Here is a 14257-nt window from a genome sequence, read left to right as displayed (position 1 = left end):
ACTATTTTTGGTTTTACCTCGCGACAGGACCAGCCGTGAGGTAGTCAATCATCAAACAACATGGAACCAATCTTTGCCACCGAGCGTACCCGCGCCCTGATGCCGCGCATCCGGGAGTTTGTGCTCAACGAACTCGTCCCGCTCGAAACCACCGATCACCTGACCGGTAATTTCTCCAAAGTTGCCCGAATTCTCGATCAGAAACGCGAGCTGGTGCGGAAGGCCGGGCTTTGGGGCCTGCAACATAGCGAGACCGAAGGCGGCCTGGGATTGTCGCTCTGCGAGTTTGGGCAGGTGAGCGAGGTGCTGGCCTGGACACCCTTCGGCCACTACACCTTCAATTGCCAGGCCCCCGACATTGGCAACATGGAGCTGATGCATAAGTATGCCTCTGAAGACATCAAAAACCGGTTTCTGGAGCCACTGAAAGAAGGCCATATCCGGTCGTGCTTTTCTATGACCGAGCCTGAGTTTGCGGGCTCCAACCCGACTCAGATGGGCACCGTGGCCGTTTGTGATGGGGATGAGTACATCATAAACGGTCACAAATGGTTTACCTCCTCGGCCGATGGGGCCGCGTTTGCCGTGGTCATGGCCGTAACCAACCCCGATGCGGCTCCGCACAAACGCGCCAGCATGATTGTGGTGCCTACCGATACGCCCGGTTTTGAACTGGTCCGCAACATCTCGATCATGGGCGACCCCTCCGACCACTGGGGTAGCCACGCCGAAGTGCGCTACACGGATGTCCGCGTACCCGTCGATAACCTGATTGGGGGTGAGGGTATGGGCTTCCTGCTGGCTCAGGAACGGCTGGGACCGGGCCGGATTCACCACTGTATGCGCTGGATTGGCATTGCCGAGCGTTGCTTCGATCTGATGTGCCGCCGGGCAGCCACCCGCGAAATGGAGCCGGGCGTGATGCTGGGCGAAAAGCAGTTTATTCAGGGCTTCATTGCCGAAAGTCGGGCCGAAATTGATGCTTCCCGGCTGATGGTGCTCCGCACCGCCCGCAACATTGATGAACAGGGGGCTGCGGCCGTGCGCAACGAGATTTCGACCATCAAGTTTTTTGTGGCCAACATGGTGCTGCGGGTAATTGACCGGGCCATACAGGTACACGGCGCACTGGGCGTCACCGACGATGTGCTGTTGGGCTGGTACTACCGGCACGAGCGCGGAGCCCGTATTTACGACGGAGCCGACGAAGTGCATAAAACGGCCCTTGCCCGGAGCATTTTAAAGAACTACGGATTGGATACCCGGAAGAAAGTTTGATTATGACTCCCCAGGACACTGCCAAACCCGTGCGGACGGGCGAAGAACTAAATCAGGCCACGTTGCAAACCTATTTCGATGAGCAGCAAACCGGCATCGGCCCCATCGTGGAAATTGCTCAATTTCCGGGCGGGTACTCCAACCTGACGTACCTGCTCCGTACCGAAACGGGTGAGTACGTGCTGCGTCGGCCTCCGTTCGGGGCTAAAGACATCAAAGGAGGGCACGACATGGGCCGGGAGTTCCGGGTGTTGTCGCTGTTGCAATCGGCGGGGTACGGTCGAGCCCCGAAGCCGGTGGTTTTCTGCGAAGACGAAGCCGTGATGGGCTGTCCGTTCTACGTGATGGAGCGGGTACCGGGTATCATTCTACGAGCGCAAACGGCTCCCAAAATGGGGCTCTCGTCCGACACCCTGCGCCATTTGTCGGAGCGGCTCGTAGACGAACTGGCCACCCTGCACGCGCTGGATATTGGGCCAACAGACCCAGCGCGGCCCGCCCTGATTCAACTGGGTAAACCGGAGGGCTACATTCGGCGGCAGGTAGATGGCTGGCACAAACGCTATCTGGCCTCCCAAACCGACGAGCTACCCGCCATGACCGAGCTGGCCCGCTGGCTCGATCAGACGATGCCGACCGAGAACCCGCCCACCTTACTCCACAACGATTTCAAATACGATAACGTGGTTTTGGCCCCCGACCTGTCCGATATTCGGGTGGTGCTGGACTGGGAGATGTGTACCGTTGGCGACCCACTCATGGACGTGGGTACGGCCCTCTCGTACTGGGCCGAAGCCGACGACGACCCGTTCCGCAAATCGTTTAACCTGACCTGGCTCCCCGGCAACCTCACCCGGCAGCAATTTGCCAACCGGTATGCCGAACGCTCCGGCCGAGACGTGTCTAACCTGCTCTATTATTACGTATTTGGCCTGTTCAAAAATGCGGTCGTAATCCAGCAGATTTACGCCCGTTTCAAAAAGGGCCTGACCACCGACGAACGCTTTGCGGGCCTGCTTGCCGGGGTACAAGCCCTCTCGCGGCATGGGGTGGAGGCAGTGGAGAAGGGGCGGTTGTAGCTTCGCTACACACAGGTTGAGAAGACGTCACTTTAGTTCGATACTATGCTCACCTAGATGAATAAGCAGGTATGAAAATAATTCCGATACTTCGCTGCAACGACTTGAAAGAGGCTGTTGCTTTTTATACGAATGTTCTTGATTTCACTTTAAAGTATCCCAATGACTCGGATAATAAATGGGCAATTGATTTAATCAAGAACGACGCAGAAATACTACTTACCAGTATGGACGGGACACCTCGAATTGCCATAATCGTTCGAGTTGATGACGTCGATGCGCTATTTAAAAAATATATTGACCGAGGCCTAACCGTCCCAAACAACCCCGATTCACCCGTTCATAACGCCCCGATAAATCAGACTTGGGGAATGAGAGAGTTTTACGTAAATGACCCGAGCGGAAACACGTTAAGGTTTACCGCACCAATTGATTAACACTTCACTTGTATTAAACTTCTGGAAAAAACGAACGTACAACAGCGGCTGGGTTCAATGGCGGTTTCAGTAGCCGATTGGCTCCGGCTCTAGACTGGACGTTCGTAATCGGGCTTGATGTTCATTGGACACCATACCTACAATAAGCCCTAAACCGTTAGCAAACGCCTACCCAGCCAACTATCTGTTGCTGAAGTTCTGCTCCTTGACGCTGAGGTAGCCTTACCGTTTTTGCACAAGGGCTCCCACGAACGCTTTGCAGGCCTGCTTGCCGGGGTACAAGCCATCTCGCGGCATGGGGGAGCTAAGCAATTTATCATGTTTTTGTAACCTTACTATAGACAAAAACCTGTAGCGCTTGTGTATATTGGATGCGATTCATTTTTCGCATCCGACTGTTTACGAGCATTTATCCAATTTTTTATGCCCTAAAATGCAACAGTCGACGTCCCTTGCGTCGTATAGGTATATGGAGGGAAAGGGAGGCAGCGGTATCCACACAGCCAGTAGCGATTCACCTTGGCAAACCAGCTTCAACGGTGACGCTTTCAGATTAGCAAATGCCTGAGCATAAGCCAAGTAGGCTTATGCCATTTTTATAATCAGTAACACCGTTCAGAGCCGTGAAAAATACAATTGTCCTTGCCTCCATCATAGGCTTGCTTATTGCCTGCTATGCTTGTACCGAGCAAACTGCATCTGTCAATGTAGACCCCTATACAGCTGTTAAAGCCAAATTTGGCACCCGGATAGACCTTAACAACTTGTTGAACTACGCCAATCAGCCGGTTCCCTCCTACATCACGAAGAATAACAGCCGGAACACCTCCATAACCGATGCCAAGGCAACGCTGGGGCGGGTGCTGTTTTATGATAAAAGTTTAAGTATCGATAATTCCATTGCCTGTGGTAGTTGCCATAAGCAGGAATTTGCCTTCAGCGATACAGCCCTGGCGAGCCGTGGTGTACAGGGTGGTCTCACAAGTCGGCACTCGATGCGTATCATCAATGCGCGCTTTGCGGATGAAGCTAAATTCTTCTGGGACGAGCGAGCCGCCAATTTGGAAGCCCAAACCACCAAACCCATTCAGGACCATGCCGAAATGGGATTTAGTGGACAAAACGGCCGCCCCGATCTCAACAGCCTCATCAATAAATTAAACGGTATCGATTACTACAAAGAGTTGTTTCAGTTTGCATACGGTACCCCAACCGTAACCGAACAACGATTACAGGAAAGTCTCGCCAGCTTTATTCGAAGTATTCAGTCGTTTGATAGCAAGTTCGACATTGGCAGGGCTACCGCACCCAATGATGGAGCGCCCTTTCAAAACTTCACCCCGCAGGAAAACATGGGCAAACAGCTATTCTTGCAGGCCCCTGTGTTCGATGCCACAGGTAGCCGGGTCGGGGGCGGTTTTGGCTGTCAGGGTTGCCATCGGGCACCCGAATTTGATATTGACCCCAACAGCCGAAACAATGGCGTGACGCGACCGCTCAACAATGTCGGCGGTCCAGATTTACTGATTACCCGCTCGCCAACACTACGAGATGCCGTTAATACCACGGGGGGGTCAAACGGCCCATTTATGCATTCGGGCGCCTTCGTTACATTGCCAACGGCCATTGGTCATTATAATATTGTTGATGTTTTGGCGGGGAATACTAACTTGGACCCACGACTGAGACCCGGTGGTAACGGCCAACGTCTGAACATGACGCCAACCGAATTGAGCGCCCTTGTCGCTTTTATCAGAACACTATCAGGAAGAAACGTTTATACAGACGTGAAATGGTCTAACCCCTTCTAAAGCCCCGAATGAAATTCCTCACCGACCGACCCGACATTACCGCCCCCAAAACAGTTGAGCAGTACAATCAGCTCAAGAACCTGCTGAGCGCGCTAAACCAAAAGCAATTGACGCCCGACATCATTGCGCTGATTGACCGAGAAATTGACCACATCAATTACGCAAACGATACAGGTAAAAAGCTGGAAAAATCGGTAAAGGCTGCGGAGAACCAAATCATTAAGGCTGTTGAGAAGGAGCTAAAAATTGTTCCCAGAAACTATTACAAAAAGCTCTGGACCGCCTTCGGGTTTACGGCTTTTGGGCTACCAATAGGCGTCTCTATTGGTCTGTTACTCAAAAATATAGGCCTATTAGCGTTGGGGCTGCCTATCGGGATGGTGATTGGCTTCTTGGTAGGTTCGAAGCTGGACAAAAAGGCAGCCGAAGAGGGGCGTCAGTTAGATTTCGAGGTCAAACTCTAAGCCACCACATGCAGGCCCTCGTTCAACCCTACCAGTCGGCGTGGAAGTTGGAATTTGACCGTCTGAAAAACGTGTTGGAGCGCGCACTGGAGGGGTTCGCTGTTGATATTCAGCACGTAGGGAGTACGGCCGTACCCGGCCTCGTGGCCAAGCCTATTCTCGACGTCGACATTATTATTCACGACAAACCGTTGCTGGAGCCCATCGACCAAACTCTGCAACAGCTTGGCTACCGTAGCCGGGGCGAACAGGGTATTCCGGGGCGTTTTGCGTTTCGGCAAAGCGGAGTGACCACCCCTCACACGGCCGACGGTCGGGCCTGGATGGAGCATCACCTGTACGTTTGCTTTGCCGATAGCCTGGCCTTAAAAAATCATATCCTCTTCCGCGACGCCTTGCTTCAAGACCCAAAGCTGACCGAGGCTTACGCCCAATTGAAGTTAAACTTAGTGAGCCAACCCGGCATGACTCGCGAGCGGTACACAACCCTGAAAACTGAGTTTATCCTCTCGGTTCTGAACACCGCCGGGCTGGGCCAACACGAGTTGGCAGCCATTCAGGAGGCAAACAGGTAAGTGCGTATGCCTGATACAGCTTTCAGGCCTGGCAACTGTAGCGCAAAAACAACCGAACAACCAACTCTTACTCCCGCCGGAACCGATACAGGTACGGAGCTTTGTTCTGAGCGCCGGTAAACTTCTTTTCCAGACGTTCCAGTACGTTCAGGTCGAGTATCTTTTTCTGGAAGTTGTTGCGGGCAAAGGGCCGGTCATACACGGCCTCGTACAGCTCCTGCACCTCGCGCATGGTGAAGGTTTCGGGAAGTAGGTTAAACCCGATGAGTTTCTGATCGAGGTTTTGTCGGAGGGCTTCTAGGGCATAACCCACCATCTCGTTATGATCCATAATTAGGGTGGGCAATTCCTTCACGTTGTACCAGTCGACCGAATCGTCGAGCTCGGTTTTTTGGGGCGACACTTTATTAATATCGACCAGTGCATAGTAGCCAATCGACACAAAGCGTTTACCGAGCCACCCAATATTGGCATCGTCCAGAATACCTTTAGCTACCCACTCATCGCGCACCTCCGCAAGCTCCTCAAACACCTCCCGATTCACGCGGTCTGGTTCCCCAAACACGCGGTACTGCTCCAGATAGATGTCTTTCAGGCCGGTGCGCTCTTCCAGGATCCGTTTGGCGGCCCCATCAATCCCCTCTTCATGCTTGATAAACCCACCCGGCAACGTCCAGAACGAGCGACTCATGTTGATTTGGGACGCCAGTACCTTCAATTCTAAATCTTTATAGCCAAAGATGACGCAATCGATGGATAGCTGATGGATAAAGGCCTGTTCGTCGAATAGTTTCATGGGGGATGCCTGGTCTGGTGGCAAAATTATCGGTTATCCTGACTTAAGCCGCTTGCCGAAATAGTATTCTTCAAAGACAAATTACAGACAATTTTTATTGTCTATTTATCAGACAATAAAAATTTACCTTCTACCTTTGCTCTACCCTTAGCCTGCAAGGAGCAGGTCGTCACTCACTTAGCCTATCTCCATGCATGAAGCGAGTCATCAAAATTGTTCTGTGGTCAGTACTTAGCCTTTTGGTGCTATTAGGTGCTGCCGCAAGCCTGTTCATCTACAAAGTCAAAAACGGTTTCCCGGTATCATACGAGACTGAAGCGCCCCAAATCGACTTCCCGGCCGGTAAACGGGCCATTTTGCTCTTTTCAAAAACAACCGGCTTCCGGCACGGTGCATCGATTGATGCTTCCAAGCCCGTGATCAAAGCCCTGGCCGAGAAAAACGGCTGGTTTGTGTATGAAACCGAAGAGGGGGGCGCGTTTAACCCGGCCCAACTGGCCAAGTTCAGCACGGTTATTTTCAACAACTCAACCGGGGAGGTCATCAACGACGAGCAAAAACGAGCCCTGGAGCAGTACGTCGAAAACGGCGGCAGCTTACTGGGTATTCACGGTGCCGGCGACGACTCGCACCACTGGGACTGGTATGAGCAAAATCTGCTGGGAGCCAAGTTTTCGCACCACCCCATCGACCCGCAATTTCAGGTGGCTGATGTGCAGCTCGATCCGCAGCGCAACAGCCTATTCAGCAAGTTACCCTCCCGGTGGTCGCACTCTGACGAGTGGTACGTCTTCTTCGAAAACCCGCGCCAGAAAGGCTTCAACATCATCTATACCATCAACGGCGACGCCATCAATCCAAGCGGTAATATCCTGTTTGTGACTTCCAAGAACTTCGGCATGGGGAAAGACCATCCGGTGGCCTGGTACAAACAGACCGGCAAAGGCAAAACCTTTTACACCTCGATGGGCCACAACGAGACGGCCTGGCAAAACCAAAACTTTGTGAAGCTCCTCGAAACGGCTTTGCAATGGACGAACAACCAGTAATCAATAATTTCTACTTCCTATGAAACAGCTATTTAGCTTCGGCCGGTGGGCATTTGTGCAGGCGCTTATGCTGCTGTGCACAAGCTACGCGTGGGCGCAGGCTCCCAAAATCAACGTACTGGTTTTCAGTAAAACAGCCGCGTTTCGCCATCAGTCTATTGAAGCCGGGAAGCCTGCTTTAACCAAGATGGCCAAAGAAAAAGGATTCGGGGTGAGCTTCACTGAAGATGCGACTCAGTTCAGTGAGCAGAATCTGAAAAAGTACAACGCCGTTGTTTTTCTGAACACTACGGGCGACATCCTCAACGACGAACAGCAGGCCGTTTTTGAGCGCTACATTCAGGCGGGTGGCGGCTACGTGGGTATTCATGCGGCTACCGACACCGAGTACGACTGGCCCTGGTACGGCAAACTGGCCGGTGCCTATTTTCTGGACCACCCCATGACGCCCAGCAATGTGCAGAAAGGTAAATTCATCGTTAAGCTCAAAAACCACTGGGCCACCAAAGGGATGCCCGACGAGTTTGAGCGTACCGATGAATTTTACAGCTTCAAGGACATCTCGCCCAAAATCAACGTCGTACTCACCATTGACGAGAAGAGCTACGTTGGCGGCAAAAACCCCGATTACCACCCCATGAGCTGGTATCAGGAGTACGACGGCGGCCGGTCGTTCTATACGGCCATGGGGCATACCGATGAGTCATTTTCGGAGCCGCTTTTCCTGAACCACCTGTGGGCGGGCATTCAGTACGCGGCCGGTGGCGATGCCCCCAAACCGCTGGATTACAGCAAGGCACGTCCCGAAGAAAACCGCTTTACCAAAGTGGTGCTGGAAGAAAAACTGGATGAACCGGTGGAACTGACCTTGCTCGACAAAGACCGGGTGCTGTTCATCCAACGCAAAGGCGAGGTGCGGCTTTACAACAACAAAACAAAGCAACTCAAAACCATTGCTAAGCTGCCGGTTAGCCTGAAGTATGTCAACAAAGAGGGCAAAGAGTCGGTAGCAGAAGATGGTCTTCTGGGCCTGAACAAAGACCCTAAGTTCGCGCAGAATGGCTGGGTGTATCTGTTTTACTCATCCACAAAGGGCTCGTACAACGTGCTGTCGCGGTTTACGATGAAGGGTGACGAACTCGTGCTGGATTCGGAAAAGGAAATGCTGAAGGTGGATACGCAGCGCGAAGAATGTTGCCACACGGGCGGTTCTATTGACTGGGACCGCGAGGGCAACCTCTACCTGAGCACAGGCGACAACACTAACCCCCATGCCTCAAATGGCTACAGCCCCAGCGACGAGCGGCCGGGCCGCAGCCCGTGGGACGCCCAGAAATCAAGCGCCAATACCAACGATTTGCGAGGTAAGATCATTCGGATTAAGCCCCAACCCGACGGTACGTATACCATTCCCGACGGCAACCTCTTCTCGAAAGGAGCCGACCCGTCGGACCGTGCCAAGACCCGCCCGGAAATCTACACGATGGGGCACCGGAACCCGTACCGCATCGCGGTTGATCAGAAAACGGGTAAGCTTTACTGGGGCGATGTAGGCCCCGACGCATCCAAGCCCGACCCAAACCGTGGCCCGGCAGGTACGTGTGAATTTGGGCAGGCATCGACCGCCGGAAACTACGGTTGGCCGCACTTTGTGGGCGACAACAAGGCGTACAATATCTACAATTTCGCCACCAACCAGTCGGGGCCGAAATGGGATGTGCTCAAGCCCCTCAACAACTCGCCTAACAACACGGGCCTGATTGAACTGCCCCCTGCCAAGGGCGCCATGATTTGGTACACCTACGGCAAAAGCGAGGAATTCCCGCTGCTGGGTAGCGGTGGTTGCAACCCAATGGCCGGTCCCGTTTATAATCGGGATCAGTTCGCGGCTGCACCACGGGCATTCCCGGCTTACTACGATGGTAAATTCTTTGCCTACGAGTGGATGCGCGGCTGGGTAATGGCTGTCAGCTTCGACAAAAACGGCAATTATGCCTCTATGGAGCGGTTTATGCCGAGCTACAAGTTCAGCAACCCAATGGACATGGAGTTTGCCGAAAACGGCGACCTCTACATGCTCGAATACGGCTCCGGCTGGTTTACCGCCAACGACGACGCCCGCCTGATTCGGATTGAGTACAATGGTGGCAATCGCAAACCACAAATCCAGATGGCCGCCAACCAAATGGGCGGGGCGGTGCCTTTCAACCTGAAGCTCAACGCCAAAGGCACCACCGATGCCGACGGTGATGTGTTGAAGTACACCTGGAAAATCACCTCCAAAAACGGATTTGCCAAAGCCTTTACCACACCCGATGCCAACCTGACACTGGCCAAAGCGGGTACGTACAAAGCCGTGCTGACGGTTGACGATGGTAAAGGGGGCATCAATACACAGTCGATGGAGATTACGGCCGGCAACGAGCCGCCGATGCTGAGCCTCGACATGCCCAAAAGCAACAAGTCGTTTTACGTAGCCAACAAGCCGTTCAGTTATGACATCAAGGTCTCGGATAAGGAAGATGGTACGCTGGGCAAGGGCATCGACCCCGAAAATGTATCGGTCAGCATTGATTACCTGTCCGAAGGCTTCGATAAGAACATGATTGCGATGGGGCACCGGTCGGCCGATGCGAGTGCGGCCTTTGCCACCGGCAAAAAACTCATTCAGGGCAGCGACTGTATGGCTTGCCACAGCGTCGATAAAAAATCAATTGGGCCTACCTACCGCGATGTAGCTATGAAGTACAAGGGCGATAACGGAGCCCTGGAGCGACTGACCAAGAAGGTAATCTCCGGCGGCAGCGGTGTTTGGGGCGAAACGGCCATGGCGGGTCACCCACAGCTTGCCACGGGCGATGCTTCGGAAATGGTGAAGTATATTCTGAGCCTTGCCAACGAGAAGCCCAAAGCCAAATCGCTGCCAACCAGCGGCTCATACGTGGCCAAAGCACCGGCATCGGACAAGGGCAAAGGTGTTTATATTGTGCGGGCGGCTTACGAAGATCAGGGTGCTAACGGCCTCCCCTCGCTTCGTTCGGAGCAGACCTTTACACTCCGCAACGCCCAAATGGATGTGCACGGATTCGACGTGTACAACGACGTTAACAAAATGGCTTTCGGCGGCAACAATCTGGCTATTCCGGCAAAGTCGGGGTCATATATTGGCCTCAAAGACGTTGACCTGAACGGTATCAAGGAGTTGACGCTTGCGGCTACGGCCCCCAAACCCCAGCTCAATGCGGCTGGCGGACTGGTAGAACTTCGGTTAGACAGCCCCACCGGCAAGGTCATTGGTAAGTCGGAGTTTCTGGAGCCTTCCGACAAAATGGACTTCACGCCCAAAATGCTGGCGGTGCCCATCACAGCACCCGTTACCGACGGGAAACTGCACGATATTTATGCCGTTTTCCTAAACCCCAAAGCAGAGGGATCGCTTATGGTGGTGATGGGCACTGAGTTCAAACTCGCCGGTAGTGATGCACCTGCCCCAACCGCTACCCCAGCCGAAGCAACGGCATCGACCGATTTCTTCACCGGTACCTGGAACACACTGATCGCCGGAACACCGGGCGGTGATGTTCAGGTTAAGATGATTCTGGAACGCAAAGACGGGAAGCTGACCGGAAAAATGGCATCGGAGAAAATGGGCGATCAGGCTCTGGATAAGGTTGAGGAAATCGACGGTACGAAAGTTAAAGTCTACTTCCAGGCCAACGGCATGAGCATCAACATGGAGCTGGACAAAGAAGACGCCGACACCCTAAAAGGTAAGCTGATGAACATGTTCGATGTGAAAGCTTCCCGATTGAAGTAAACGAAATAGATGTTAGACAAAAAGGACGTTAGACATTAGACCGTTGCTGCTGCAATATCTAATGTCTAACGTCCTTTTTGTAAACGTCTTTATCTACTTGTACAATGCCTTACCAGCGGCCTCGTACTTGTCGCCCGCAATCCACATGGGCCGCGTCGGGCGATCTGCAATCAACCGACCAGCGTGGGTGAAAGCCTGACAAAACTTGTGCAAATAGGCAAAATCCAGACTCTCAGGGTTATCAACAGCCTGGTGGTAGTATTTGGCAATCGCTTCGTCGAACGATTTGAAACCGGGCGAGAAAGTAGGTGCCGGTACCCCTTTAGCCGCAAAGTTTACGTTATCTGACCGGTCGAACAGACCCTGCTCAGGAGCAGGCTCGGCAAATACACCCAGCCCGAACGCTTTGGCACCGGCTTCAATCTCTGCCTTTGCCCCCGTGCGCTCCAGACCAATTACCGACACAATAGAGGTATCATTATAACCAGCACCGTCGCTGTTGAGGTCAAACACAGTTTGGTTCAGCGGTACGAGTGGGTTCTCGGCATAGTACCGGCTTCCCAACAAACCTACTTCTTCGCCCGTCAGGGCCAGAACCAGCACCGATCGCTTGGGCCGCAGCTCCGACAGGGCCTTGGCCGCCGTCAGCAGGGCCACCGTCCCGAAGGCATTGTCGCGGGCCCCGTTGAAAATACTATCGGTTGGCGCATACGCATTGCCGCCCTGACGCCCTACCCCAACATGATCGAAGTGGGCCGACAGAACCACGTACTCATTTTTGAGTTTGGGGTCAGTACCCTCAATTATCCCGGCTACATTCATCGAAGGCGCGGCCATATTGACCCGGCCCGACGTTTGCAACAATACTGTTTGGCCAGCTTCTTTCAGGCGACCCAGCCGGTTGTTGGTGTTGTTAACCCAGGCGTGAACCAGCTTGCTGTCGTCGGCCGTGGCCGGTAGCGAGATCTGTTCACGGTTGAAATATTGGCTCGCCATACCCCACGGAATCGACTCGCTGTAGAGTTCGATGAGCGCAGCAGCTCCTTTGTCGGCGGCCAGTTTACGCTTCTGATTCGATGCCCGAAAAATTTCGCGGGCTCCTTTGGCCTCAGGCGAGCCGCCCTGTACCACCACAATCCGGCCTTTCACGTCGCGGCCCTTGTAGCCATCTTCGCCATCGGTCAGGCCGTAGCCTGCATACACGACCTCCGCCGTTTGACCGAAAGCGCCACCCGCCAGAATTACTAAGTCTTTACCCAGCCGCAGCGAATCTTTACCAGCCACGAGCAGGCCTGAGTTGGCCATCGAAACCCGCTCAAACGGAATACGTTGAAAAAAATCGGCCTGACCGGGCGCGGGCTTCAGGCCCAGCAACCGAAACTGTTCGGCTATATAACGGGCCGCAATCCGGTTGCCGGCATCGCCGGTCCGGCGACCCAGTAGCTCGTCGGCAGCCAGAAACCGCATGTGTGCTTCCGATTCTGACTGCGGAATACGTTGTTCGGGGAAGGTGGTTGTGGCTGTTTTAGCCTTACTTTTCTGGGGTTGGGCTACGGCTACACCGGTTGCCATGGCGCCCCCCAGCAACATACATAACAGCGAGTTTGTCCGCATGAGGTTAGTTGGGTGATGTCTGTACCACGAAAGTAGTCAGAATCACCGATACGCATCTACCACCGCCACCAATTGAGGCAGCAAACCGGGGTTTTTCTCCAGGCTGTTTCCGACCACAATCAGGTCGGCACCCGCTTCAAGGGCGGCAGTGGCCCGGTCAGGGGTGTTGATCCCCCCACCGACCACAATCGGCAGATCAACGGCCTGACGCACGGCTTCGATCATCTCGGCCGATACGGGTCGGCGCGCCCCGCTACCCGCGTCCATATACATAAGCTGCAGGCCGAGCATCTCGCCCGCCATAGCTGTGCAGGCCGCTACGCTCGGCTTATCGTGCGGTAAGGGCATGGTGCCACTGATGTACGAAACGGTAGTAGGAGCACCACTGTCGACCACCATATAACCGGTTGGCAGAATTTCGAGGCCGCTTTTTTTAAGGAGTGGAGCCGCAATAACGTGTTGGCCAATCAGAAATTCGGGATTCCGGCCCGAGATCAGCGAGAGCAGCAGCACCCCATCGGCCGTGGGTTCAATATGAAGGCTATTGCCGGGAAAGAGAATAACAGGCACATCAGTACGAGCCCGGATAGCGGCAATCAGTTCGCGGTGTGTGTACTCGGTGACCAGGCTTCCGCCCACAAAGAAGAAATCAACCGGGTGTTGATGGGTCAAATCCAGTAGGGCCGAAAACGCGTCTTGCTCAACCTTATCGGGGTCGAGCAAGACAGCGATGCCTTTGCGGCCAGTTTGTTTATACTTGCGAAGGGTAGCCAGCAGGTTGTGTGGGGACGTGCGGGCGATAGGACTCCGTGGGGTATGTGTTTGTTCCTGAATCAATTGCATTGTTGCTCCGAAAGCGTGTTAGCGCGTTCGACAGTTGTTCGCGGGCTATGCTGGTTAGTACCGACGTAAGCAAACCACCGATCAAACCGCCAATTGCTGACTTCTTAGCTGTCCTTTCTTTCTCCTGAACCAATTGATGCTTTGATTTGAAGCGCGGGTCAGCGTCTTCGCTCACAAAGTTGTATTGGTTATCATACTCTTCCTCGTCGTCGTCATCATCGCGCTCACCATACTTTTCAGCGTAGCGATACTCGTCTGATTTCGGCAAAATAGCGTTGGCGATCAAAAACACGCCTAAAGCTACACCAGCTACTAAAGCAACAGTTTTACCCGTCTCGGCGGCATCGCCTTTGATCGAGTCAACCGAATCCTGGATCGAGGTCTTGAATCGTTCCGTTGCTTTCATCAGTTCGGCCCGGCGGGCGGTGGTGTCAGCGAACAGTACTTTGGGATCTTCCATTGAGTTTGTCAGGTCTAAATTAGTAAAAAAATAG

At 53.6% G+C, this 14257-nt stretch carries 12 protein-coding genes; 8 read left to right on the top strand and 4 right to left on the bottom strand.

All coding sequences use genetic code 11. The features are described from left to right. Positions 1–60: 60 nt before the first annotated feature. The 6 genes from F5984_RS15445 (at position 61) to F5984_RS15420 (ending at position 5644) form a co-directional block, all read left to right on the top strand. A complete protein-coding gene (locus F5984_RS15445) occupies positions 61–1278 on the top strand; it encodes an acyl-CoA dehydrogenase family protein (RefSeq protein WP_152125156.1) in 1218 nt (405 codons plus the stop codon). A 2-nt stretch (positions 1279–1280) separates the two neighbouring features. Then, on the top strand, positions 1281–2357 hold the full coding sequence (locus tag F5984_RS15440; protein ID WP_152125155.1) for a phosphotransferase family protein: 1077 nt from the start codon (positions 1281–1283) through the stop codon (positions 2355–2357). 71 nt (positions 2358–2428) lie between these two features. Continuing rightward, a complete protein-coding gene (locus F5984_RS15435; RefSeq protein ID WP_152125154.1) occupies positions 2429–2794 on the top strand; it encodes a bleomycin resistance protein in 366 nt (121 codons plus the stop codon). 623 nt (positions 2795–3417) lie between these two features. Further along, entirely contained in the window at positions 3418–4605 is a 1188-nt protein-coding gene (locus tag F5984_RS15430) for a cytochrome-c peroxidase (RefSeq protein WP_152125153.1), read from the top strand. 8 nt (positions 4606–4613) lie between these two features. After that, complete coding sequence (locus F5984_RS15425) at positions 4614–5069, top strand: hypothetical protein (RefSeq protein ID WP_152125152.1); 456 nt, start codon at positions 4614–4616, stop codon at positions 5067–5069. 8 nt (positions 5070–5077) lie between these two features. Next, positions 5078–5644, top strand: coding sequence for a GrpB family protein (locus F5984_RS15420; RefSeq protein WP_152125151.1), 567 nt, complete (start codon positions 5078–5080; stop codon positions 5642–5644). A 67-nt stretch (positions 5645–5711) separates the two neighbouring features. On the opposite strand, the gene F5984_RS15415 is transcribed toward F5984_RS15420, so the two are convergent. Beyond that, positions 5712–6440, bottom strand: coding sequence for an NUDIX hydrolase (locus tag F5984_RS15415; protein ID WP_152125150.1), 729 nt, complete (start codon positions 6438–6440; stop codon positions 5712–5714). A 194-nt stretch (positions 6441–6634) separates the two neighbouring features. On the opposite strand from F5984_RS15415, the gene F5984_RS15410 reads away from it, so the two are divergent. Both F5984_RS15410 and F5984_RS15405 read left to right on the top strand, forming a co-directional pair. Further along, positions 6635–7489: a ThuA domain-containing protein gene (locus tag F5984_RS15410; RefSeq protein ID WP_152125149.1), complete on the top strand. Its 855-nt coding sequence runs from the start codon at positions 6635–6637 to the stop codon at positions 7487–7489. A gap of 19 nt (positions 7490–7508) precedes the next feature. Continuing rightward, positions 7509–11306, top strand: coding sequence for a ThuA domain-containing protein (locus tag F5984_RS15405; protein WP_152125148.1), 3798 nt, complete (start codon positions 7509–7511; stop codon positions 11304–11306). A gap of 93 nt (positions 11307–11399) precedes the next feature. On the opposite strand, the gene F5984_RS15400 is transcribed toward F5984_RS15405, so the two are convergent. From F5984_RS15400 to F5984_RS15390, 3 genes are read right to left on the bottom strand one after another with little or no spacing between them, the layout of a single operon-like run. After that, on the bottom strand, positions 11400–12920 hold the full coding sequence (locus tag F5984_RS15400; protein WP_152125147.1) for a M28 family peptidase: 1521 nt from the start codon (positions 12918–12920) through the stop codon (positions 11400–11402). A 42-nt stretch (positions 12921–12962) separates the two neighbouring features. Next, a complete protein-coding gene (locus F5984_RS15395; RefSeq protein WP_246169031.1) occupies positions 12963–13763 on the bottom strand; it encodes a geranylgeranylglyceryl/heptaprenylglyceryl phosphate synthase in 801 nt (266 codons plus the stop codon). Continuing rightward, positions 13672–14223 carry a hypothetical protein gene (locus F5984_RS15390; protein WP_152125146.1) on the bottom strand — a complete coding sequence of 184 codons (552 nt, stop codon included), beginning with the start codon at positions 14221–14223 and terminating at the stop codon, positions 13672–13674. Before F5984_RS15390 ends, F5984_RS15395 begins: the two co-directional genes overlap by 92 nt. Positions 14224–14257: the final 34 nt, after the last annotated feature.

The organism is Rudanella paleaurantiibacter, from assembly GCF_009184635.1.
Taxonomy (GTDB): Bacteria; Bacteroidota; Bacteroidia; order Cytophagales; family Spirosomataceae; genus Rudanella; species Rudanella paleaurantiibacter.
The sequence above is the reverse complement of the archived record's forward strand: the minus strand, read 5'-3'. Positions and strand labels throughout refer to the sequence as shown.